Genomic DNA, 24,067 nt, shown 5'->3' on the forward strand with positions numbered 1-24,067 from the left:
CCTTCTCATTATGAGTTTGTTGTCTATTCAAATAATCTTTTCTACTTACACTGTTCACTCGGTTTTAGGAGAAGAAAGAATATTTAGAGTTAGCTTTGTCTCCAGCTTACCTTATATATATTTTATTGACTAGCGTTATCTAACATACGCATCAATAGTACAGATCACTTGCTGACATTATTTTACCAACACATTGATGCGGCGTAACTGCCGTTGTTTTGGTGTATCTTCATTCCGTTGATGCTTTCTGTTCTAGTTTTAAAAATCTTACAATACATTTTCCTTTTTATGTACATACTGTTTTAAATTTTAAATCTCAATAAGCCTAAGTATACCCTTTTACATGATTTAGTATATATCATAAATTAGCTTTATTTAACTCTCTTTCCAAATCTTATTATTTGATAAAAAGACAAAAAAACCATCTCACAAAGAGATGGTTCAAATTCGTCTATTGAATTATTTATTGATATTTACTGCTTGTGGTCCACGTTGACCATCTTCAATATCATAACTAACTGCTTGACCTTCATCTAAAGTCTTAAAGCCTTCACCTTGGATAGCTGAAAAATGTGCAAACACATCTTGTCCATCTTCACCAGTGATAAATCCAAAACCTTTGTCTGAGTTAAACCATTTTACTGTACCGTTATTCATATATATTTCCTCCTATTACGTAAATCATACGTGTTTTGTTGCAATTAACATTACTTGGTAAAAGGAGTTTTTATAGTGTGAATATATCGCTCAGATTACGTTTCAAATTAGATTACTTATTTAATATACCATGTATTACCTAAGAATACAAATATTTACGCTTATTCTTTTGATTTATCATTTTAGTAGTATAAGTTTGTACCATTAATATTTTTATTTTGTCAATTTGTACTCAATACCATGGATCGTAATATTTTTGATAGTATCAGGCCATCCCTTGCTCTGCCATTTCTCTTCATTTGCTTGTTTTTCGATTTGATCAGCACCTTGGTTATAAAACTTCACTTGGTTTTTATTATACCAAGGATCTTTATGTGGATTTGGACTTAATTGGTAGCGATATTTCCCTGGGTTGATTTCATACCCTCTGTTCGTACCACCAAATGACGCTTCTCTCCATTTATACTGTTTTCCTTCTATTCTCATGGTACAGCCTAGAAGATAAGTGCCACCTTGCTCCTTTGCTGCCGCATCTCTACTATTCCAAAACATACTCCCACTTAATAAAACTGTTATACCTAAAATAATTACTAAAATTCTCTTCATGAAAAAATTTTCCTATCAGTATTTTTGAATTCGCTTAATCTTACAAATAATCTGTGAAAAACATATTGAATTTCCCTTGATTTTTACTAAGAATGAGCTTATGAAAACATCAAACCAATGTTCAATAAATACGAACAAATATGTCTGCATACTTGTTTTACTTATTCAAATAACTGATTAATCGCTTAGTATGAGCCGCTCCTATTCATTCGGATTTTTCATTCATCAAATTTTTTTTAATACCCGCATCAATCGTCCAAACCGATCATTTTCCTTAGTTATTTCCCGATATCCCCATTTTTCATATAACCCTTCATGTTGAGTTGTTATATATACACTGCCGAAACCAATTTCCTTTAGTTTATTTTCACCTGTTGTAACTAATTTTTGGCTGATATGCTTCCCTCGATATTCTGGCGCGACAAAAACAGTGGCAATGTTAGGCGTGTAGTCCTTCGTATCAATAATGTCTTTTTTTACAAGAGTACAAAATCCTACAACATGATTTCCATCTTTTGCAATAATCACGGATTCCCAATCTGTAAATTCTTGTTTTTCCATTTTTTCTGCTATATACTTTGCTGCTTTCCATTCAAATTGACGGATAGAATTAGCTACTGAAAGCCAATCAGAATGTTCTTGGGTTGTAATGACATATTCCATATACTTTTCCTCTTTTCTAATTACTTTAAAAGCATTTGATTCTTGCGATCTCTACCTACTGATTATTAAATAATAGTTTACTTGATTTTTCAAATGTTTCCAAAATTTTCATATCTATTCCAAATAACAAAAAAACCATCTCACAAAGAGATGGTTCAAATTCGTCTATTGAATTATTTATTGATATTTACTGCTTGTGGTCCACGTTGACCATCTTCAATATCATAAGTAACTGCTTGACCTTCATCTAAAGTCTTAAAGCCTTCACCTTGGATGGCTGAAAAATGTGCAAATACATCTTGTCCATCTTCACCAGTGATAAATCCAAAACCTTTGTCTGAGTTAAACCATTTTACTGTACCGTTATTCATCTATATTTCCTCCTATTACGTAAATCATACGTGTTTTATTGCAATTAACATTACTTGGTAAAAGGAGTTTTTATAGTGTGAATATATCGCTCAGATTACGTTTCAAATTAGATTACTTGTTTAATATAGCACGTATCAGCTAAGAACACAAATAATAACTCTCGCAAAACATCATTAGAGTTTATGATACCTATCTCTAGTCAAAACAAGTTTAATGTAAGTAATTATTATTATCACGCTAATTTGGATGCGTTATCTTTTTACAATATATATATAAAGTGTACGATAAATAAATAATATATATGGGAGAAATTATAATAAAAAAAATTGTTTTTATTGGTATAGTAACTAGTCTTCTTTTACTCGCTGCTTGTGAGACAACTACCTCAAAAAATACAGAGTCAGATAACCAATCTATAAGTTCAACGAGTAATATCGAACTAAATTCAATAAATGAAAAGAGTTCGTTTCAAGAAAATTCATCAATATTTCAACCTTCACAAATTCAAGAAGCTATAAATTCTACTCAATCATCTGAGGTAACAACGGAATCAACGGCTGCTTCTTCGCCCCTTGTAGGTAATGCAATAACCTCTCAGGAACGAGCATTGCAAGTACTTATCAGTGATTCTCCTGAATTACAAAATGAGGATATCGTGGTTACTTTCTATAAATGATTGAATCAGACTATCTATTCAATGCACAAAGTAAATCAATACTTGAACAAGGAGGATCAGGATCGGTAGGTTTTTATTGAGTTTCTAAGGAAGGAACGATCACAATAACTGATGCATACGGAAACGCAGTTTAATTTTTTAACAAAAAAATTTAGTATGCTTTATTTGTCAATAAACCTTGATCAAACTATACTACCTCCATAAATATATTTCTCACTCCAATTATACTTAGATACAAAGAAGTATCTATCCCCCAGATATATGGTCACCTCTCTCTCCTTGTCAAAGAACGTGCTGTAAGTAAATCAGATGATTTTTTAAACAATCAAGATAAAAAGCATCTGGTCAACTGGTCCAATTTACATCAAAAAAAAGACAGCCAATAATCGGCTGTCTTTTCTGCATGTAGTACCATTAAAATAAAATGGCACCTACATGTTTAGTCGTTTTCATTACTAAGAATCTTCTCTAACCCCCATCTTACAGGCGTTCGTTCAATTCTTTCGCAAGGTCTTCAAACCCTGGTTTGCCTAGTAAAGCAAACATGTTTTTCTTGTAAGCTTCTACTCCTGGTTGGTCGAATGGGTTGATGCCATTCAAGTAACCTGAAATGCCGACAGCAATTTCAAAGAAGTACATTGTGTAACCTAATGTGTAAGCATCCATTGTAGGGATTTTAACTAATAGGTTTGGTACATCGCCGTCTGTATGAGCTAATAATGTACCTTCAAAAGCTTTTGTATTTACAAAGTCAATTTCTTTTCCTTGTAAATAACCAAGTCCGTCCAAGTCTTCTGCTTGTTCAGGAATTGTAATTGATTTACGTGGTTTTTCAACTTTTACGATTGTTTCGAAGATATTGCGACGTCCTTCTTGGATGTATTGTCCAAGTGAATGCAAGTCTGTTGAGAAGTTTGCACTTGAAGGGTAGATTCCTTTTTGGTCTTTACCTTCTGATTCGCCGAATAATTGTTTCCACCACTCAGAGAAGTATTGCATTCCTGGTTCGTAGTTGATCAACAATTCAGTAACTTTGCCTTTACGGTAAAGAATATTACGCATTGCTGCATATTGGTAAGCTTCGTTTTCTTCAAGTTTGTCGCTTGAATAAGCTTTGCTTGCATCGGCAGCACCTTGCATCAAGGCATCGATATCTGCTCCGCTTGCGGCGATCGGTAGCAAACCAACTGCTGTCAATACAGAGAAACGTCCACCGACGTCATCAGGAATCACAAATGTTTCCCATCCTTCTGCGTCTGCTTCTACTTTAACAGCCCCTTTTGCTTTATCTGTTGTAGCGTAGATGCGTTTGTTTGCTTCTTCTTGACCATATTTTTTAACAAGTAATTCTTTGAATACACGGAATGCAATGGCTGGCTCAGTCGTTGTTCCTGATTTTGAAATGACATTTACTGAGAAGTCACGGTCGCCGATCACTTCGATCAAGTCAGCAAGATAAGTTGAGCTGATTGAGTTTCCAGCGAAGAAAATTTGTGGTGTTTGGCGTTTGTCGCTTCCCAACAAGTTGTAGAAGGTATGTTGTAAGAAATCGATTGCTGCACGAGCACCTAAATAAGAACCACCGATACCGATGACCACAAGGACTTCAGAATCAGATTGGATTTTCTTAGCAACAGCTTTGATACGAGCAAATTCTTCTTTGTCGTAGTTCGTAGGTAGGTCGATCCATCCTCGGAAATCGCTACCTGCGCCAGTTCCTTCTCGTAATAATTTGTCTGCAGCAGTAACTTGACTCTGCATATAGCCTAACTCATGTTCATTGACAAATGGTGCAACTTTTGAATAGTCAAAATGAATGTGTGCCATTTTTGTTCCTCCTTAAAAGTTTCAATCTACAGATATACTTTACGTTTTTTTTTATTATTTTTCAAGCAAATATGCGAGAAGCTTCTAATATTTGCAAGAAACTTCCATTTTTTAGACTAAACCTTGCATAGCCATTACTTTTGCGACTTTTTCAAAACCTGCCACATTAGCACCAAGCAAAAGATTTTTTTCGTTACTAAATTCTTTGGCAGTTTGACGACATGTTTGATAGATCGTTGCCATGATCTCATCAAGTTGCGCATCAACTTGGCTGCTTTCCCACACCAATCGTTGTGAATTTTGGCTCATTTCTAGCGCAGATACAGCTACACCACCAGCATTGGCAGCTTTTCCTGGACAATACCAGATGTCTGCTTTTTCATAGACTGAAACAGCATCTAATGTGGATGGCATGTTCGCACCTTCTGCGACGATCTTCACGCCATTTTCTACAAGGATCTCTGCCAATTGTCCGTCGATTTCATTTTGCGTTGCACAAGGTAAAGCAATATCAGCCGCTTGTTTCAAAGTCCAAACCGATTCATTTGCGTGGTATTCAGCTGATGAGCGTTCTTTGACGTATTCTGTTAAGCGGGCTCTTTTGACTTCTTTCAATTCTTTTAATAGATCAAGATCGATACCTTCTGGGTCATAGATATAGCCACCTGAATCAGAACAAGTAACCACTTTCCCTCCTAATTCATGGACTTTTTCGATTGCATAGATTGCCACATTCCCACTGCCTGAAACCATCACTGTTTTGTCAGCAAATGAATCTTGTTCTTCGTTCAATAAGTGTTTCACATAATAAACTAAGCCATAACCTGTTGCTTCTGTTCGGATCTTACTTCCCCAGAAATCTAAAGGTTTCCCTGTCAAAACGCCTGCATCATATTGTTTCAGTCGTTTATAGGCACCATACATATAGCCGATCTCACGAGCACCTACACCGATGTCGCCTGCCGGTACATCAATTGAAGGTCCGATATGTTTTGCCAGTTCCAACATGAAACTTTGACAAAAGCGCATGATTTCATTATCCGATTTTCCTTTTGGATCAAAATCACTTCCGCCTTTACCGCCACCGATTGGTAGGCCTGTCAGGCTGTTCTTGAAAATTTGTTCAAATGCTAAGAATTTTAAAATACTCAAATTGACACTTGGATGAAAACGTAAGCCACCTTTATATGGTCCGATGGCTGAATTGTATTGGATTCGGTACCCACGATTCACTTGCCAGTTTCCTTGATCATCTTGCCAAGGAACACGGAATTGGATCACTCGTTCTGGTTCTACTAAAATCCCTAGAATATTTTTTTCAATGTATTCTGGATTTTTTTCTAAAAATTGGATGACCGTAGGCATAAATTCATCGACCGCTTGCAGAAACTCGATTTGGCCGTCATCTTTTTGGTGAAGTTTTTCTTGTATCGCTTGTACGTATTCTTTTGCATTTGACATAGGTTCACGCTCCTTTATTCATCTGACTTTATTTTAGCTTATTTCAATCATAGGTCAAAACATTTTCTGCGAATCGTCTTCAAATATGCTACACTCTCTGTGAGGTGAGAAAATGGAAAAAACTTATGACGTGATTGTTGTTGGCGCAGGAACAAGTGGCATGATGGCTGCAATCAGTGCAGCCGAGTATGGTGCCAGTGTCTTGTTGATCGAAAAAAATAAAAAAGCAGGTAAAAAATTATTGATGACTGGTGGCGGTCGATGTAATGTCACAAATAATCGCCCTGTCGATGATTTGATTGCGCATATCCCAGGAAATGGTAAATTTTTATATAGTACGTTTTCTCAATACAACAATTTTGACATCATGGAATTCTTTGAAACACAAGGGGTTCACTTAAAAGAAGAAGATCATGGACGAATGTTTCCAGTGACTAATAAATCTAAAACGATCATTGAAGCACTGGTTCATCGTCTGAATGAATTGAACGTCACGATGTTTTTTGGTGAACGTGTAGAAAAATTGATCCATAAGGACAACCAAATCTATGGTGTGCGTACTGAATTTGATGAATTTAAAGCAAAATGCGTCATTTTGACGACTGGTGGACGCACCTATCCTTCTACTGGTGCAACGGGTGATGGGTATAAATTGGTCAAAAAAGTAGGCCACACGATCACACCACTTTATGCAACAGAGTCTCCTTTGATTTCTGAGGAATCATTTATTGCGGATAAAGTGTTGCAAGGTCTTTCTTTACAAGATATCACGTTACGTGTCTTGAACCAAAAAGGAAAAGTGATCACGGAACACACGATGGATCTTTTATTTACCCATTTTGGGATCTCTGGACCAGCAGCTTTAAGGTGTTCCAGCTTCATCAACAATGAACTACAAAAAACGCAGGCACCTGTAACTGTTTCTTTAGATTGCTTCCCGACGAAATCAGTCGAAGAACTGATACAGGAGTTAGTGGAACTAAGTAAGGAATCGAAAAAGAATTTGATCAATGCGTGGCGTGGTTTTCTACCTGAACGTCTACTCCAATTTTATCTTGAACGTCTAGAAATGACCGAACTAACTGGTAGCCAAACAACCGAAAAACAAATCCAAGAATTTGCTGAATTATGTAAAAACTTTGAGCTATTGATCCATAAGACATTTCCCATCGAGAAATCTTTTGTTACTGGTGGTGGCGTTTCATTAAAAGAAGTCAATCCAAAAACCATGGAAAGTAAAGTATTGAACGGATTGTTTTTTGGCGGTGAATTACTTGATGTAAATGGGTATACAGGTGGCTTTAATATCACGGCAGCTTTTGCTACGGGGCGTGTTTCAGGGATGCACGCAGCCATGCAAAGTCAATGGTAAGAGACAAAAAAGCAAAACATTGCTTGAATGAAACATCCATGAAAGGCAACGCGTGTCGTTCGCCTTTCATGGATCGATCTTTCAGCATTTGTTTTGCTTTTTGTTTGTGGTTTTTAAATTTTGATATCGACAGATGTTGCATTGGTCAACTCAGCGATTGCTTCTGGAGCAAGTTCCATTTGCAATCCGCGCTTTCCAGCAGAAATAATGATCTGGTCATATTCTTTTGCCTGTTCTTCAATAAATGTTGGGAATAATTTTTTCATACCAATTGGTGAACAGCCACCTCGAATATATCCGGTCGTTTTTTCCAAGTCCTTGAGATGGAGCATTTCTACTTTTTTATTGCCGGAGACTTTTGCTAGTTTTTTTAAATCAAGTTCAGTGCTTCCAGGGATAACGGCAACGATCGGACCTGTGTTATTCCCCACTGCTACTAATGTTTTAAAAATTCGTGATTCACTTCCTGGCAACTGAGCAGCAACGGATGAGGCACTGATATGTGCTTCATCCCAAGCATATTCATGTTCTGTATAAGCAATCTTTTTTTGTTCTACCATACGTATAGCATTCGTTTTTACTGGTTTCTTCTTTGCCAAAATCTTCACCTTCGTCTAGCTTAATTTTCATTGAGTAAACTAATGATTTGTTTTAATTCTTTAACTGGTAATTGGCCAGGTGCAGAAGCTCGTGTCGCATCTAACGCACCGAAAGTGATGGCTGAACCTGTCACGTTGCCTGCAAGTCGAGAGACCATGCCAAGCTCACCCATTGACATAGTGATTAGAGGCATTGACACAAACGCATGTGCACGACGAGTCAATTCCATCATCCGTAAAACATCACGTTCATTATTTGGCATCACAGCAATTTTGCCGATACTTGCACCAAAATGTTCCATCATATTCAAACGATACAGCAAGACCGGATCTGCTGGTGTTTCTTTAAAATCGTGACTACTGATGACCAGTGGGATCTGGCGGCGGTGGATATCATGGAGCAGATCCTTTTCCATACTTTCGATTTTGAACAACTCAATATCTAGCATTTCCACTAATTCTGTGTCGATCAAAAATTTATACAGATCGTGATAGTCTTTGATTGAAATATCTTGCGTTCCACCTTCTTCTAAGGTTCGAAAAGTCAAAAGCAATGGAAGTCTTTCTAACATTTCATAGATCAGTACTAACGTTTCCTTTAGTTGTTCTTTGTTGAAGACATCCTGATAACAATCAAGACGCCATTCAGCCAAATCAGCACCGGCTTCCCTCGCCAGGATTGCTTCTCTCAGAAGTTCTTCGCGAGTTGTACCAGTCAAGGGCGCACAGACTTTTGGACGTCCAGTACCAAATCTTACTCCTTTTACTTGAAACATTTACTTCACGCCCTCTCTATTTTTTTATTTCATAAACAAATACCTTTAAATAATTTCCTTCTGGGAAAGAATCAATGGTTTGAAAATCATCAGGCAAACGATAAACACCGCTGATTTGGTATTCATACTCTGCAGAGATTAGTTCATCTTCGATCATTGCTTGAAATTGATCAATCGACACATTGGCTGCATTTGTTGAGGCAATCAGGATTCCTTCATCGGCTAAGATCGACAAGCTATCTTTCACTAATTCACCATAATTTTTGGCTACACGAAAGACTTTTTTCTTGTTCCGAGCAAAACTTGGAGGATCCAAAACGATTACATCATAAGAGAAACCTTTACGTTGGGCATATTTAAAGTATTCAAAAACATCCATGACGATGATTTTATGGGCATCCGGTGTCAACCCGTTGACCTCAAATTGTTCACGAGTTTTTTTCAAACTTCGTTTTGCTAGATCGACACTTGTCGTTTCTGTTGCCCCACCCATAGCAGCAGCTACAGAAAAAGCACCGGTATAGCTAAACATATTCAGTACTGATTTCCCTAAAGCTAAGCCATCGATCAATGCCCCTCTGACTTCTTTTTGATCAAGGAAAATTCCTGTCATCAGACCTTCATTCAAATAAGTGGCATAAGTCACTCCATTTTCTTGGACAAGTAGTGGTTCTTTGGCCTCTTCTCCAGTCACATGCTGGCTCTCCGGTAATCGCGTTGTTTCAAAGCGAATTTTTTCGTAGATTCCGACAATTTCAGGATAAGCAGCTTGAAAAGCTTTTAATAAAACTTCACGAGCCAAATATAAGGTTTCATTGTACCAAGAAAAGACAGCAAAGCTATCGTAGTAGTCAATGATCAAACCACCGATCCCATCCCCTTCTCCATTGAACAAACGAAAAGCTGTTGTCTGCTCATCATTAAAATAGCTTGTCCTTTTTTCTTTAGCTGTCAGAAATTTTAGTTCAAAAAATGATTGATCAAATGGTTCATCCTTTTGACTGAGTACCCAACCAATCCCTTTGTTTTGTTTTCCTAAATAGCCTTTTCCTAAAAATTTTCCTTGCTGATCAATTAACTCTACCCATTCCGTCGTTTTTTTCATTTGGACTAGATCTTCTTCTTGGATCAATGGATAGCCTTTTAAAAATTTTTTGACTGCTCTTTTTTTTATTGTTAGTTTCATTGGCTCACCTGCTTTTTCATTCTCCCTTTTAGTATAACAAAAAACACGCTTCTTGTCTTAGAGATTCCTTGTCTTATAGGTAGTTTCCCTTAGAAAAGAGCTAAAATAAAAACTCCTTATCTCCCACTAAAACGAAATGCACAGTGTTCCGAAAGTAGCTCTTTCAGAAAAAAATTTGAAAAACGACAATTTGAAGAATGATTTCCGATTTTCCATGATGATTTCTCAGTGCTGCGCACTTTTGTCCTCCCTATTCATGTGTAGATTTTTGTACAAAACTTAGCGATCTTAAAGAAAATCTTAATCTATCAAGCTTGATTTGTACTTTCAATTGACACTATTTTGGTCTACTAGTAAAATGGTTAGGAGTATGTGAGTCGTGAGTATGTTTCATGTCACTCTTTTTTTATGTAAGAGTGCAGAAAGGAAGATTAATTTGAAAATAAAAACACCCGCTTTTTTAAATAAAAGGCTCGGATTTTTTTCTTTACTAGCAGTTTTGTTATGGGTCAAAACGATTGCTACTTATCTATTTGATTTCCATTTAGGGATCGAGAGTGGCATCCAATATTTTATCTTGTTCATCAACCCAATCGCAACGACTATCCTTCTTTTAGGGATTGCCTTATATGTTAGACGAACGAAAGCAGCGTATATCACGATGCTAGTCATCTATTTCTTGTTGACCTTGCTCTTATTTTCTAACATCATCTATTATCGTGAGTTCACTGATTTTATTACGATCAACGCGATCCTAGGCGCCGGAAAAGTCGCAAGTGGTTTAGGCGAAAGTGCCTTACGGTTATTCCGTCCTTATGATGTCCTTTATTGGATCGATATCATTTTGATCATTGCACTTTTAGCAACGAAAAAAATCAAAATGGACCCACGTCCTGTACGCGCTCGAATGGCGTTTGCTTTTACTACATTAGCAGTGATGATCTTCTCTGGAAATCTATTTTTAGCTGAAGCAGATCGCCCAGAGTTATTGACACGTACATTCTCTCGTGATTATCTAGTTAAATATCTTGGACTGAACGCGTTCATGGTATACGACGGTATCCAAACTTACCAAACGAACCAAGTACGAGCTGAAGCAAGTCCAAATGATATGAAAGAAGTAGCAACTTACGTCAAAGAACATTATGCGCAACCAAACCAAGATCTCTATGGATTAGCTGAGGGTAAGAATGTTATCTATATCCATTTAGAAAGCTTACAACAGTTTGTGATCGATTATAAACTGAAAGACGAAAATGGCGTAGAACACGAAGTAACACCTTTCTTGAATAGTTTATTCCACAGTAATGAAACATTTAGTTTTGACAATTTCTTCCATCAAGTAAAAGCTGGAAAAACAAGTGATGCAGAGACATTGATGGAAAATTCATTATTCGGTTTGAACCAAGGATCGCTATTCACTCAACTTGGTGGTAAGAATACTTTCCAAGCAGCACCAAATATTTTAAAACAAACAAAAGGCTATACCAGTGCAGCATTCCATGGGAATGCTGGTACATTCTGGAACCGTAACGAAACTTATAAGAGTTTTGGATATGATTACTTCTTTGATGCTTCATACTATGACGTGAATGACGATAACTCATTCCAATACGGTTTACATGATAAACCATTCTTTGAACAATCCGTCCAATATTTAGAACGGATGCAACAACCCTTCTACTCAAAATTCATTGCTGTATCGAATCACTTCCCTTATTCAAAATTCACGAATGAGGAAGCTGGATTCCCAGTAGCTAATACGAACGATGAAACAATCAATGGTTACTTTGCGACAGCTAACTATTTAGACACAGCGGTAGAAGAATTCTTCAACTATTTAAAAGCAAGTGGCTTGTATGAAAACTCAGTCATCGTCTTATACGGTGACCACTACGGGATCTCTAATACAAGAAACAAATCTTTAGCTGAATTAGTTGGTAAAACAAGTTCGACATGGACAAATTTTGACAATGCAGCGATGCAACGCGTGCCATATATGATCCATATCCCCGGACAAACAAAAGGTGGAATCAATCATACGTACGGTGGCCAAGTAGATGCTTTACCGACATTGCTTCATTTGTTAGGTGTTGATTCAAAAAATTATATCCAATTAGGACAAGATCTTTTCTCACCTGATAATAACCAGTTAGTCGCTTTCCGTGATGGTGACTTCGTTTCACCTAAATATACCTATTATGGTGGAGCTGTCTACGATACCCAAACAGGTGAAGTCCTATCCGATATGACTGAAGAACAACAAGCAGAAGTTACTGCCTTACGTGAAGCAGTCAGCAAGCAACTCGCCGTTTCAGACCAGATCAACAATGGCGATCTACTTCGATTTTATACAGAAAGTGGTTTAGAACCACTTGATACTTCTAAGTTTGATTACAAAAATGGCTTGCAACATCTAAATGATGCCGAGCGTTCACTTGGTGACAAATCAACAAGCGTCTTCAGTGAGAACAACAATCAAACGACACAAAATCTTTACGAAACAAAAACTTTCCAAGATATCCATGGTATTCCTACCGAGGAACCTACGGATAGTGAAGATGCAGTAGAAAACAACGAATGAACAACGTGAGAATAAGTAGCGAATGTTATCACTCAACGAACAGCACTCGAGGAAATCCTTTCTTCGGGTGCTTTTTTTGATCTAATAACTAGCGATATAAATAGATTTGCTTATTTCTACTCAGTGATTTTTTTTACCCGCACGATTGAAAGTGCAAAGAGATGCTACTAATCATATTCGATGCATCTCTGTCCCCTCATACATACTCTAAGTCTGAAACGATTAAGATCCCAGACAAATCATTTGATTCTTGGGGACTCATCGCTCGTTCATAAATCTTGAAATTGATACATTTCCCTATTAGTTTTTGCACTGGATCTCATAGTAGGACCAAAAGAATAGCGTCACTAAAGAAGTTTTTTATACGCCTTCAGGTTCCTTTTGCTTGTCCTACTTGACAAGCCTTCCTTTATTTCGGTTTTTCACTAAATGATTTTCATACTTTATTCATATTCATTTTTTATACTATTCTTGAGGTGAAAAGTATGAATATGATCCGTTATTCTACCGCACGATTACTTTATTACAAAAAACAAACATTTCTATATACTTTGTTTTCAAGCTTTTCTGCTTTTCTATTATTGATCAGCTTTAACTTATATAATCTACAAACCACTTTACACAAACAAATCCAAGATCGGGTGTTGATATTTGATGCTTCTGATGTCAAAGAAAACTTGCCTTCATCAGAAACGCTTCAACAAGCCTATCTGGTTGTGATCAGTTGTATACTGGCACTGTTTGCCTTGTGTTTCTTTTTTTTCTTTTTACTCTCACTCTATCGTCATCGTATGGAAATCATCAATTGGCGATTAGCGGGTCTTTCCAAACCAAAAATGTTCTTCTTTGTTTTTTGGCAATCCTTGATTCCATTAGTTCTGAGTTGTCTTGGCGTTCTTTTGATCGTTTTTGCTTTCCAAAATGGCTATCAAGCTTTACTCCAAAAAATCAATTTGGCTCTGTTAGATTTCTTCGAACTACCGAATTTACCAAGTGTCTTTTCTTCTGGAAATGGTTTATCGATCTCGATTGATCAAAATAGTTTTTTCATGATCGATTTTTTTAGCGATAACTTTTTAGTAGATACCTTAAAAGGGATCGGACAGACGATCATTTGTTTAGTTAGTATTAGCACATTACTTAGTACCTGTCTTTTCATGATTTCAAATCGACTTTTAAAAAGAAAGAAGCTGATCATTGATGAACCAACATGATTCACTGATATCATTTAGCGGTTTTACTGTTCTGATCGGTTCGAAAGCCGAACAACAGGTGATTTTCACAGAGATCAAAGCACAACTCCTTGCTTCAGAACGAACTGATCTGATGATCGTTCAAAAAAATTGGCCGTTCTTCCCTTATCTTAATTTAAAAGAACAAGTATTTTTGGACATCCCCGAAAAACAAAAAAAAGCCAAACAGGAACAAGCGCAAGATAAGCTAATGATAGATTCCTCGTTGCTCAAAAAATCAGTAAGTGAATTGAGCACGTATGAAAGAATCAAATTGCAACTGATGCATGCGATCCTCGCCGATAAAAATAAACTGATCATCGAAGACCCTATCGATGATTTGTCGATTATCGAGATTCAAGATCTTTTGACAAATCTTTGCGATTTAGTCAACGATCATTCTTTTTCGATCTTATTGTTGACTCATGATCTTTCGATTGCCGAAAGCCCATATGTCACTGATTGTAAAGAAGCGAGTTGACTTGTGCTTGTTGATCTTCATAAAAAAACCGTTAAAACAAGAGAGAAGCCTTGTTTTAACGGTTTTTGATTTAGTTATCATTCGATTTCAACATCTGGTAATTTTACAGTAAATGTCGTTCCTTTTCCTAACTCACTTGTTACGTCGAGTTTTCCTTTATGCAATCGAACTAATTGTTGAACGATCGGTAACCCTAAGCCGGATTCGCCATATTTTGTATTTTTTCTAGATGGATCAACTTTGTAATAGCGATCCCATATGCTTTTCATTTGTTGTTCTGACATACCAATACCAGTATCGGTCACTTTGATGATCGTTTCAAGATAACCTTTTTCTAATGTGACTGTGATCGTTCCATTTTCAGTGAATTGGATCGCATTTTGAATAATGTTGACCATGATCTGTACAAACCGATCATAATCAGCGTATACGTCTAATTGTTCAGGTGCTTCTAAAATCAATTGATTACCCGCAGCTTCTGCTTTTGCTTCCAATTGAGCAACAATGTTTTTTAACGTTTCTGTCCCATCAAATTTTTTGATGACCATACTGATTTGATTCGTTCTGATTTTTTCATAATCTAGATTCTCATTGACTAGACGAATCAAACGTTCAGTTTCATTTTTCATTAATTTAATGGCATTTTCCCGTTGGTTTTCTGGGATGGCATTATACTCTAAGCCTTCTAACAAGCCATTGATGGTTGTTAAAGGGGTCCGCATTTCATGGGAAGCATCTGCCATGAATTGTCTGCGCCGATTCTCTTGTTCCTCGATTTCTGCTCGTGATTCTTTCAGTGAGTTGGTCATCTTATTGAAATCATCTGCTAATTCATCAAATTCATCTTTGTCATTTACAGGTAATTGCACATCGAAGTTGCCATTCGTGACTTCTTTTGTAGCATTTCTCAAACGATTGATCCGTTTGACTTGGAAAGCCGCAAAGGCATAGCTTGCGATGATTGCAATGATACTTGAGAAGATGAAGCCTTTGAAGAGATTCAAGGTGACTGATCGCACGCTATTGTCGATGTTTCTGGCTGGTTGGCTTACAACTAATCCCCCATAAAACTCATGATTCAAGTTGAAAGGAACCAAAGCATAGGATGTGGCTTGATTCTCTCCTGAGATATTTTTATTTGAAGTAAACTTGACTTGGCGACCGCTTCTCAAACTTTCCCATTGATCTGCTGTAATCGTAAAATTCAAGTAAACCCCAGCAGTTGGATAAATCACTCGCTCATATTTATCAATAAAGATAAAATTGACATTTTGTTCAGTTAATACTTGTTCAGTCAGTTCCAACGCATTTTGGAATGCTTGATCTTGATTGAATTGAGGAAACGTATCCGCAAAGGTTTGGGTCGTTTTCTCCACCGACTCGGCATAACCAAAAAGTTGTTGGTAATTATTTTCTTCGATGGTCTGCTTGGTCAATTGCGTAAAAGAAATACCGACGATCAAGATGATCATCGCGATCATCCCACAAAATGCCAGTAATTGTTGGTATAAATAGCGCATCAGGCAACACCTGAATCATCAAATTTATAGCCTACTCCCCAAACGGTCTGGATCACTTGTGGGCCTACTTTCTCGATTTTTTGACGCAGTTTTTTGATATGGGCGTCGACGGTTCGTTCATCACCAAAATATTGATAATCCCAAACGAGTTCCAATAACTGTTCTCTTGAAAACACTTGTCTTGGTTTTTTTGCTAATGTAAATAAAAGATCAAATTCTTTTGGTGTCAATCCATCGATCGGTTGGTTATTCAAGTAGGCTTCACGCGTTTTCGTATTCATCTTGAAGTGATCGGTTTGGATGTCAAAATTTTGATCAGATAATGGATTTTCTTCTTTTGTTTCTACCAATTCGCTACGACGGTGTAATGCCTTCATACGTGCAATCAATGTCAAGGGACTAAAAGGTTTAGTGACATAGTCATCAGCTCCCATCTCTAAACCGATCACTTGATCACTTTCAGAATCTCGGGCGGTCAACATGATGATTGGTACTGTACTAGAAACTTTTCGGATTTCTCGTCCAACCATCATGCCATCCATTGTCGGAAGATTAAGATCCAACGTGACCATATCCCAATGTTGCGGATTCTCTAAAAACGCATCTAATCCTTCTTTTCCGTCGTATTTGAAGGTTGCTTCCCATCCTTCATTCAAAAAAAACATCTGCATCATTTCAGATACGGATTGATTATCTTCAATCATTAAAATGTTCATGCTCGTCTCCTCCATTTATCAAATCGTAAGTTTGTAATTTTTTTTCTGTTAATATAAAAATCGGCATGATCGGAAACACTAAGACCAACATTTCAATAATAAAAAAATTGGTATGTCCTGTGATTTTTAATCCGTAGCCGATCAAGGTCATCAATAATCCGAAAATCAAGAAATATTTTCCGCTTGTTCGTTGGGCAATCCGCCAATGTTCGTCGGATCTTGTGGCACGTTCTGAATGATAACCATAGAAAGGTAAATTACCTTTAGAAGGCAAAATTAAAAATAAGAGCCCTATCAAGGTCAAAAAAAGACCAACTGTTAAAAAAATCATGATTTCACTCTCCAATCTCTGTCTATAGTATACTCTAAAATGGTTGCTGAACCAATAAGTTCAGTAATTCTTCACGAAACGTTTGTCTTTTGTTCATTCTTTGATAAGATAAAGATAGTCAAATGAAAAAGGAGTTTTATTTGTGACAAACTATCAAGCAATCACATTTTTCGATCTCGATGGAACTTTATTAGATGGACATTCTAAAATAACTCCTGAGATCGCCACAGCAATCCAAGTATTAAAAGAGAATGATATCCTACCTGTTATCGCTACTGGACGGACAGAAATGGAAATCAAACAAATCATGCGTGATGCGGGTATTACTTCCGCTGTAACAATGAATGGTTCTTGCATTAGCGTAGAGGGAGAAGAAATTTATTCTGTACGCTTTTCTAAAGAAGAATGTCAAAAAATGCGTGACCATATCGAAGAGCAAGGTCATGCCCTTTGTTTTTATAATAGAGAGAACATTTGGAGTACTCATCACACAGAGACCATGAGAAAAGCTTATGGCTTTATCCATTCAGATGTGCCACCAATCGATCCTTCCGCTTTTCAGGATCATCCGATCAATATGTTGCTGATTCTTTCCGAATCAGGTGATGAATATTATCATGAACGTTTCCCAGACATGACTTTTTACCGCAATAGTCCTTATTCGATTGATACGGTCAGAAAGGGTATTTCAAAAGGTGCAGGCGTCAAACACTTAAAAGAAACGTTACAATTGGAAAATGTTCCGACTTTTGGTTTTGGTGACGGACCGAACGATTTTGCCTTACTCGAAGCTTGCGATCACAAAATCGCAATGGGCAATGCCTATGATGAGTTAAAAGAACTTGCAACCTTCATTACGAAGAAAAATACCGAAGGCGGGATCGTTCACGCATTGAAGCATTTTGAATTGATTTGATTGTGGAACTGCTTGAACATGACAAAACGAAATAGCCGTCACTTTAACAGAGGACGACTATTTCTACTATACCGAATGAAATTTTTGGCGCCTTTTTTAGCGGCGCTTTCCAAAGGGACTGTTCAAGCAGTTCCTTTTTTATTGTTAATCTCGCCCAAGACTGAGGATTCAGACATCGCCCCTAAGTCCATGAGTAGGGAATTTTATCTACTCAACATCTCTAAAATGACATATATCCACCTTTATTTTACTATCTCTCAACTGCGGCTAAAAACCGAATCCTTGTTTTGACATCAGTCCATGTCGATCATCACTTCAACCGTTTGCAGTGGTACGTCATAGAAGCGGTCTTCGCGACGCCCTAAGAAATCTTTGGCTTGTTGAGGGAACAAGGCATAGCTTAAAAGATCTTCTGGTGATTTTGCATACTCACTGATTTCTTTTTTGAGTAGCGGCAATTGAGGTGCTAGTAAATCTGCGGGTCGCTCTTGGATCACTTGTTCATCGCCAATGATTGTTTGTTGGATGGCTTCAGCGATTGGTGCTGGAGGACGGCCGTACAACCCTCGAACATATTCTTTGATTTCAGTTGGGACGAGTTTATATCGCTCAGCAGAAAGTACATTCATCAACGCTTGCGTTCCTACCATTTGGGACAACGGAGTAACGAGTGGAGGAAAGCCAAGATCTGCTCGAACTTTTGGCACTTCTGCTAATACTTCTTCATATCTCTCTTGTAATCCTTGTTCCGTCAACTGACTTAATAAATTAGATAACATACCGCCAGGCACTTGATAAATCAATGTTTTAGGTTCAATGTCCTTGACTTTAGGATTTAACATCCCTTCTTCGCGAAAACGATCTCTGATCGGATTGAAGTATTCTGCTATTTTTGTTACTTTTTTCATATCTAACCCTGTCTCATAGCCCATTTCTTCAAGCACCAAAGCCATTGATTCAGTTGCAGGTTGGCTCGTTCCACCCGCAAAAGAAGAGATAGCCGTATCGATGATGTCCGCCCCTGCTTCAACTGCTTTTAAATAGGTCATTTCAGCGATCCCACTTGTTGCATGGGTATGGACTTCTAATGGTAATGGAACAGCATCTTTGATTCGACTGATCAATTTGTAACCCGTTTGCGGGGTCAATACGCCCGCCATATCTTTGATACATAACGAATCTGCTCCAGTATCCGCCATTTCTTTTGCTAACCTTACAAAATAATCGATCGTATGGATCTCACTCGTCGTATAAGAAATAGCTGTTTGGCAATGACCACCAGCTTCTTTAGCTGTCACAATAGCAGTCTGTAAATTTCGGACATCATTCAATGCGTCAAACACACGAATACTATCAATGCCATTCTTGATCGATTTCTCGACAAATTCTTTGACTACATCATCTGCGTAATTTTTGTACCCAAGGAGGTTTTGTCCTCGAAGCAACATTTGTAGCTTTGTTTGTTTGACTTGTGAACGAATCATACGCAAACGCTCCCATGGATCTTCATTTAAGAAACGTAAGCACGCATCAAAGGTAGCGCCACCCCACATCTCTAATGAATGGTAGCCTGCTTGATCCATTGTTTTCAGGATTGGCAACATGTCTGCTGTACTCATTCTTGTGGCAATCAAGCTTTGTTGCCCATCACGCAAAACGGTTTCCATCATTTGGATTTTTTTTGCCATTTACTTCCTTCCTTTCTCAACAAGTTGCTGGATATGTGTGCGTATCATTTGAAGGGAATGTTTCTGTTCGCGACTACAAACTTTGGCTACTTCGTTACACACGTAACATGTCCGTTGGTTATATCCCAGCATCTCGCGACTCAACTGCTGCATCTTTCCTTCTTCCCAAAAAAGTACATCAAGATCAACTAATCGACCATAGGGGCATGTTTCTTCGAGTTCGATCATGCGCTTTTTTAGTAGCTCTTTTCTTAAAGGAAGAAGCAAAAAATACTCGTAACCTGTTTTTTTCTTACGGTACAACTGGACCAATGGAGTGACTTCTGAAACACATTCTTCTATAGCTTCGACCACTATATGAAAGACTTGTGCGATTTCTTCTGACGTTTTGACAGGACCTGGTATATTCGTAGTTGCTGAAAGCAACACATGTTGTGGATTTGCTACCAATAATTTTCTTTGTCTTTTAGCACGGGCCTCTCTTGCGATAAGGATCTCTTCATGCGTCACAATTGGTCCATTGAATAATTTGCTACACATTTTTGACCACGTCGATCAATGTGCCATCGCGATATTCCACCAAGGCAACGATTTTTTCGCCATACTGGATGGCTGAAGGCTCGCCAACGATGGCATATGCTTTTTGTTTAAGCTCGTCAATCGTATATTGCGGTATATCTACACCCTTAAAATACTCGATCAGATCTTGACGTTCAGGATTGATGGCGATACCTACTTCCGTAACTAAGACATCAATGCTAGTTCCGGGAGTCACAACCGTATTGACATGATCAACAACAGTGGGTATCCGTCCACGAACGAGTGGCGTGATCACCAGGCTCATTTTACAACCCATGCTTGTATCTGGATGCCCGCCAACAGCTCCACGAATCACTCCATCTGAATCAGTCATGACATTGACATTGTAAGCCGTATCGATTTCTAGCGCAGACACAATGGCTGTATCTAGCTGATTTACCATAGCACCTTTACTTGCTGGAGAAGCATAAATACTTGCATCTATTTCATAATGTTGGTTGTTTTCACCTAAAGAAATCGCAGATAAATGATCGAAATCCTGGACATCAATAATCTTTTCTACTAAACCTTCCTCCAGTAATTCCACCATCGCATTTGTAATTCCACCTAAAACAAAACTAGCAGTCATTTGGTCTTTCAACATTGCTTCGCGTAAAAAACGGGTAACTGCCAGTGCCGCACCACCTGTGCCAGTTTGAAAGGAGAATCCCTGTTGATAATAAGGCGAATGAGTGATAACTTTTGCTGCATACTCTGCGATCAAAAGTTCTTTAGGATTTTTAGTAAAGCGTGTCGCACCTTTGGCAATGCCTTCGGGATCACCTATCGCTTCCACTTCTACAACATAATCGACATCCGTCTGTGCAATACTGATTGGGATATTAGGAAAAGAAACTAATGTATCTGTGAGGATGACCACTTGATCCGCATATTTTGCATCGACCATGGCATAACCTAGTGATCCGCAAATGGTCTTTCCAGTGGTTCCATTGGCATTTCCATATTCATCTGAACTCGTCGCCCCTAAAAAAGCGACATCAATATGCAGATCACCGGATGCAATTGCTCGCGCTCGTCCACCATGGGAACGAATGATTACTGGTTTTTCCATGATTCCTTGCGAAATCGCTGCACCTACTTTATCCCGCAAACCGCTTGTGGTAATTCCTGTCACAACGCCATTTTTTATATGATCAATCAAAGGTTCATGGACATTTGCGATTGAACTTGGTGCGATCGTGATATCTTTGATTCCTAACGAGGCAATCTCTTCCATGACCTTATTAAGTACAAAGTCTCCTTCACGGAAATGATGATGAAAAGAAATCGTCATTCCATCTTTCAGCCCTGTTTTTTCAATGGCTTCTTTGAGACTTCCCACTATTTTTTTCTCATTTGGTCGGACAGGATGGATGTTTCTACTGGCTTCCTTGTATGGTTCAATATGGTCCAACTCACCTTCGTACAGACGATGAGCAACTGTTGCTGTTTGTGGAATCTCTTTGCCAACTTTATTTACAACCATTTCTAGATTTCCTCCTCTCTGATCAACTTCGCTGCTTTTGCAAGAGCAATCACTCTTTCTGCTCGCTCGACGATTGGTTTGTCCACCATCTTGCCATTCACAGAAATCACGCCTGAACCTTTTGCTTCCGCTTCTTGGATACCCCAGATCACTTCTTTCGCTGCTTGGATCTCTTTTTCTGTTGGTTCATAAATAGCATGGACTAATGGAATCTGACGTGGGTTGATCACTGATTTCCCATCAAAGCCTAGTTGCTTGATCAGACGAACTTCTGTTTGAAATCCCTCAAAATTTTCAACATCTGAATAGACAGTATCGATTGCTGCAATACCAGCAGCTCTGGCTGAATGAAGGATCATATTTCGGGCAAAAGACAATTCTTGCCCATCTGGATATCGTTGGGTTTTCATATTGGTCACATAATCTTCGGCACCTAACGCGATGCCAACTAACCGTTTGGAAGCTTTAGCGATTTCTCTTGCATTCAATACCCCTTCTGCAGATTCGATCGCTGCCATCATTTTTGTGGTTCCCATTGGGATTTGATAGGTTTCTTCCACTGAAGTGATGACCTGATCAACCTCGATGATGTCTTGTGCGGTTTCTGTTTTTGGCAAGCGAATGACATCGATCCCTGCTAATACCATTGCCTCAATGTCTTGGTCACCTCCAGCCGTCAATGCGTTGATTCGAACGACCGTTTCTACTTTGCTATAGTCAAATGTTTTTAATGCCATATGAACGAGCAAGCGTGCCGAATCTTTTTCTTTTAAGGATACGGCGTCTTCCAAATCAAACATGAGTGAATCTGCACCGTATAATGGCGCATCTCTCAGCATCGCTGCATTTGCACCAGGGACAAACATCATCGTTCTCCTTAAACGTTCCATGAATTGATCTCCTTCCAATCATAGCGCTCTTGCTTTCCAGCTCGATGGACTGCTGTAATCGTCCTTGCCTGGATCGTGCAATCAAGCGCACCTTTATCGACAGCTGTTACTTTGGCGGCTTCAATGCCTAACTGTTGAAGGGTGTCCATAATGACTTTTCTGATTTGGTGACCAAATTGTTTTTCGACATTGCTTGTCAAGGAAAGTTCAATGCCTTTTTCTATCTTTGGATCGATCGTGATCATGATATCACTGGATTCAATTGTTCCAGCCACTGCACTTTGATAAATTTTCACTTCCTGTCACCTCTATTACGTTTATGATTTTTGATATAGTTATAAGTCGAAGCAGGCAAATACGCTTGTAATGTCTGCAAGTCATCTTCTTGTAAGGCTTTTCGGACTTTTGTTGCACTGATTGCTACTCTTTTGATACGTTTGCGTGGTAGGACGATCAAAGAAAGCGATTCTCCAAATACCTTTTTCAACGTTTCATTATAGATTTCAGTTACCTTAGAGTAGGGTTCTTCACCGACAAACCGATTTTCAATTTTAAGTATCGATGCGATTTTTTCTTTAAAAAGTAGCGCATCCAAAGTACCTTGCGCTTTTGCCGCTTCTTCTGTAGCATGTTCCTTTAAAAAATAGGCAGGAAATGTGGCGGAAGAAATCAGATAATCTTCAGTCGGCAAAATCGTGACATTTTTTACATGCGCGACCCCTTGCTTGACCATTTCGAACCGTTCGGAAAAGGAAAATTCTGAACAATCTTCTGAAAGGATAAAAAGGTAGACTTGGTCTGCTTGTTTGGCTGCGCACTCCACCAAGTACTGATGTCCTTTTGTAAAAGGATTGGCATTCATCACAATCCCACAGCCTGTACCTTTTTTCTTTTTTGCCTTCAACATGGCAAGATAATCTTGAAAGTCAGGTGTACCTTGTTCCATAAACAATATGGTTTCAGTGGCAATGATCTCTTTAAATCCCATAGCATGAAAAATGGAGTGATTACTAGGATCTGTGTAGACAAAGAAATGCCTTTTGTTTTCTTCGGATAAATGATCAATTAATTGCTGAACGAGCTTCGTCAACAAATTTTCTGATTGGAAATCTTTCGCAACAGCCAAATATTTTAAAATATTACGCTCATAAGAACCGGTGGCAATCAGCTGCTCTTCTTGATAGATCCCAACGGTATAGTCAACCTTTTCATTCAATGTGAGACCGGATTTTTCGATCAGCTCCAGCCATTGTTGATAGACTTGAGCGTCCTTTTCCAACCATAATCTTTTGATTGTATACATGTACAAGACCTTCTTTTTATTTTCTTACTAGAAACAAGCGACTCAATAGCATCGAAGCAAGATAAATGATCAAGATAACAACGAATACGCCACCCCATCCTAAAACTAGTAGTTCAAGAGATTTGATTAACTCTGCTGACATCGTT

At 38.1% G+C, this 24,067-nt stretch carries 25 protein-coding genes; 6 read left to right on the forward strand and 19 right to left on the reverse strand.

Annotated elements, in window-relative coordinates:
* Nucleotides 1-459 precede the first annotated feature (459 nt).
* The 4 genes from IGJ95_RS08850 to IGJ95_RS08865 all read right to left on the reverse strand — a co-directional run bounded on the left by IGJ95_RS08850 (nt 460) and on the right by IGJ95_RS08865 (nt 2,297).
* The gene (locus IGJ95_RS08850; RefSeq protein WP_153829731.1) at nt 460-657 is read right to left on the reverse strand and encodes a cold-shock protein; all 198 of its coding nucleotides are present in this window, start codon (nt 655-657) and stop codon (nt 460-462) included.
* Nucleotides 658-870: 213 nt separating this feature from the next.
* Nucleotides 871-1,263 (reverse strand): hypothetical protein, encoded by a 393-nt coding sequence (locus IGJ95_RS08855; protein ID WP_062805015.1) that lies wholly within the window; start codon nt 1,261-1,263, stop codon nt 871-873.
* A 225-nt stretch (nt 1,264-1,488) separates the two neighbouring features.
* Nucleotides 1,489-1,926: a GNAT family N-acetyltransferase gene (locus IGJ95_RS08860; protein ID WP_438761740.1), complete on the reverse strand. Its 438-nt coding sequence runs from the start codon at nt 1,924-1,926 to the stop codon at nt 1,489-1,491.
* 173 nt (nt 1,927-2,099) lie between these two features.
* Nucleotides 2,100-2,297, reverse strand: a complete 198-nt coding sequence (locus IGJ95_RS08865; RefSeq protein WP_010735111.1) for a cold-shock protein — start codon at nt 2,295-2,297, stop codon at nt 2,100-2,102.
* 302 nt (nt 2,298-2,599) lie between these two features.
* Between IGJ95_RS08865 and IGJ95_RS08870 the strand changes: the two genes are divergently transcribed.
* Complete coding sequence (locus tag IGJ95_RS08870) at nt 2,600-2,974, forward strand: hypothetical protein (RefSeq protein WP_153829730.1); 375 nt, start codon at nt 2,600-2,602, stop codon at nt 2,972-2,974.
* Nucleotides 2,975-3,454: 480 nt separating this feature from the next.
* Here the strand turns inward: IGJ95_RS08870 and IGJ95_RS08875 are convergent, their stop codons facing one another.
* Together IGJ95_RS08875 and gdhA are read right to left on the reverse strand one after the other, a co-directional pair.
* The gene (locus tag IGJ95_RS08875; protein ID WP_438761742.1) at nt 3,455-4,801 is read right to left on the reverse strand and encodes a glucose-6-phosphate isomerase; all 1,347 of its coding nucleotides are present in this window, start codon (nt 4,799-4,801) and stop codon (nt 3,455-3,457) included.
* A gap of 111 nt (nt 4,802-4,912) precedes the next feature.
* Nucleotides 4,913-6,262, reverse strand: a complete 1,350-nt coding sequence (gene gdhA / locus IGJ95_RS08880; RefSeq protein ID WP_023519903.1) for an NADP-specific glutamate dehydrogenase — start codon at nt 6,260-6,262, stop codon at nt 4,913-4,915.
* 112 nt (nt 6,263-6,374) lie between these two features.
* On the opposite strand from gdhA, the gene IGJ95_RS08885 reads away from it, so the two are divergent.
* Entirely contained in the window at nt 6,375-7,634 is a 1,260-nt protein-coding gene (locus IGJ95_RS08885; RefSeq protein WP_010735106.1) for an NAD(P)/FAD-dependent oxidoreductase, read from the forward strand.
* 113 nt (nt 7,635-7,747) lie between these two features.
* Here IGJ95_RS08885 and ybaK read toward each other — a convergent pair whose 3' ends face one another.
* Genes ybaK through IGJ95_RS08900 form a run of 3 tightly spaced genes read right to left on the reverse strand, consistent with a single transcriptional unit; the run spans nt 7,748 to nt 10,195 of the window.
* Nucleotides 7,748-8,233, reverse strand: coding sequence for a Cys-tRNA(Pro) deacylase (gene ybaK / locus IGJ95_RS08890; protein WP_438761744.1), 486 nt, complete (start codon nt 8,231-8,233; stop codon nt 7,748-7,750).
* Nucleotides 8,234-8,253: 20 nt separating this feature from the next.
* Nucleotides 8,254-9,009: a type I 3-dehydroquinate dehydratase gene (gene aroD, locus IGJ95_RS08895; RefSeq protein WP_023519905.1), complete on the reverse strand. Its 756-nt coding sequence runs from the start codon at nt 9,007-9,009 to the stop codon at nt 8,254-8,256.
* Between the two features lie 16 nt (nt 9,010-9,025).
* Nucleotides 9,026-10,195 carry a class I SAM-dependent rRNA methyltransferase gene (locus IGJ95_RS08900; protein ID WP_065095976.1) on the reverse strand — a complete coding sequence of 390 codons (1,170 nt, stop codon included), beginning with the start codon at nt 10,193-10,195 and terminating at the stop codon, nt 9,026-9,028.
* Between the two features lie 385 nt (nt 10,196-10,580).
* Here IGJ95_RS08900 and IGJ95_RS08905 point away from each other — a divergent pair, with 385 nt between their 5' ends.
* The 3 genes from IGJ95_RS08905 to IGJ95_RS08915 all read left to right on the forward strand — a co-directional run bounded on the left by IGJ95_RS08905 (nt 10,581) and on the right by IGJ95_RS08915 (nt 14,492).
* A complete protein-coding gene (locus IGJ95_RS08905; RefSeq protein ID WP_375148596.1) occupies nt 10,581-12,779 on the forward strand; it encodes an LTA synthase family protein in 2,199 nt (732 codons plus the stop codon).
* 485 nt (nt 12,780-13,264) lie between these two features.
* Nucleotides 13,265-13,993, forward strand: a complete 729-nt coding sequence (locus IGJ95_RS08910) for a hypothetical protein (protein WP_019722957.1) — start codon at nt 13,265-13,267, stop codon at nt 13,991-13,993.
* On the forward strand, nt 13,980-14,492 hold the full coding sequence (locus IGJ95_RS08915; protein ID WP_010735100.1) for a hypothetical protein: 513 nt from the start codon (nt 13,980-13,982) through the stop codon (nt 14,490-14,492). The genes IGJ95_RS08910 and IGJ95_RS08915 overlap by 14 nt, the downstream gene beginning before the upstream one ends.
* 77 nt (nt 14,493-14,569) lie before the next feature.
* Here IGJ95_RS08915 and IGJ95_RS08920 read toward each other — a convergent pair whose 3' ends face one another.
* Genes IGJ95_RS08920 through IGJ95_RS08930 form a run of 3 tightly spaced genes read right to left on the reverse strand, consistent with a single transcriptional unit; the run spans nt 14,570 to nt 17,059 of the window.
* The gene (locus IGJ95_RS08920; RefSeq protein WP_019722958.1) at nt 14,570-16,012 is read right to left on the reverse strand and encodes a sensor histidine kinase; all 1,443 of its coding nucleotides are present in this window, start codon (nt 16,010-16,012) and stop codon (nt 14,570-14,572) included.
* Nucleotides 16,012-16,728 (reverse strand): response regulator transcription factor, encoded by a 717-nt coding sequence (locus tag IGJ95_RS08925; protein WP_010735098.1) that lies wholly within the window; start codon nt 16,726-16,728, stop codon nt 16,012-16,014. Before IGJ95_RS08925 ends, IGJ95_RS08920 begins: the two co-directional genes overlap by 1 nt.
* Nucleotides 16,709-17,059, reverse strand: coding sequence for an SdpI family protein (locus IGJ95_RS08930; protein WP_010735097.1), 351 nt, complete (start codon nt 17,057-17,059; stop codon nt 16,709-16,711). The genes IGJ95_RS08925 and IGJ95_RS08930 overlap by 20 nt, the downstream gene beginning before the upstream one ends.
* A 142-nt stretch (nt 17,060-17,201) precedes the next feature.
* Here IGJ95_RS08930 and IGJ95_RS08935 point away from each other — a divergent pair, with 142 nt between their 5' ends.
* Nucleotides 17,202-17,975, forward strand: coding sequence for a Cof-type HAD-IIB family hydrolase (locus IGJ95_RS08935; RefSeq protein ID WP_194179983.1), 774 nt, complete (start codon nt 17,202-17,204; stop codon nt 17,973-17,975).
* Between the two features lie 293 nt (nt 17,976-18,268).
* Here IGJ95_RS08935 and IGJ95_RS08940 read toward each other — a convergent pair whose 3' ends face one another.
* The 7 genes from IGJ95_RS08940 to IGJ95_RS08970 are packed head-to-tail and all read right to left on the reverse strand — an operon-like array spanning nt 18,269 to nt 24,063.
* A complete protein-coding gene (locus IGJ95_RS08940; protein WP_438761746.1) occupies nt 18,269-19,663 on the reverse strand; it encodes an oxaloacetate decarboxylase subunit alpha in 1,395 nt (464 codons plus the stop codon).
* Nucleotides 19,664-20,203: a citrate lyase holo-[acyl-carrier protein] synthase gene (gene citX / locus IGJ95_RS08945; RefSeq protein ID WP_023519909.1), complete on the reverse strand. Its 540-nt coding sequence runs from the start codon at nt 20,201-20,203 to the stop codon at nt 19,664-19,666. It abuts the gene before it with no gap.
* Entirely contained in the window at nt 20,196-21,728 is a 1,533-nt protein-coding gene (gene citF, locus IGJ95_RS08950) for a citrate lyase subunit alpha (RefSeq protein ID WP_438761748.1), read from the reverse strand. The genes citX and citF overlap by 8 nt, the downstream gene beginning before the upstream one ends.
* A gap of 2 nt (nt 21,729-21,730) precedes the next feature.
* Nucleotides 21,731-22,618, reverse strand: a complete 888-nt coding sequence (gene citE, locus IGJ95_RS08955; RefSeq protein WP_077151152.1) for a citrate (pro-3S)-lyase subunit beta — start codon at nt 22,616-22,618, stop codon at nt 21,731-21,733.
* Nucleotides 22,606-22,914: a citrate lyase acyl carrier protein gene (gene citD / locus IGJ95_RS08960; protein WP_010735091.1), complete on the reverse strand. Its 309-nt coding sequence runs from the start codon at nt 22,912-22,914 to the stop codon at nt 22,606-22,608. Before citD ends, citE begins: the two co-directional genes overlap by 13 nt.
* Entirely contained in the window at nt 22,911-23,921 is a 1,011-nt protein-coding gene (citC, locus tag IGJ95_RS08965; protein WP_438761751.1) for a [citrate (pro-3S)-lyase] ligase, read from the reverse strand. The genes citD and citC overlap by 4 nt, the downstream gene beginning before the upstream one ends.
* Before the next feature lie 16 nt (nt 23,922-23,937).
* The gene (locus IGJ95_RS08970; RefSeq protein ID WP_267463338.1) at nt 23,938-24,063 is read right to left on the reverse strand and encodes an OadG-related small transporter subunit; all 126 of its coding nucleotides are present in this window, start codon (nt 24,061-24,063) and stop codon (nt 23,938-23,940) included.
* Between the last annotated feature and the right edge of the window lie 4 nt (nt 24,064-24,067).

The organism is Enterococcus sp. AZ156, from assembly GCF_051714165.1.
Taxonomy (GTDB): domain Bacteria; phylum Bacillota; class Bacilli; order Lactobacillales; family Enterococcaceae; genus Enterococcus_B; species Enterococcus_B pernyi.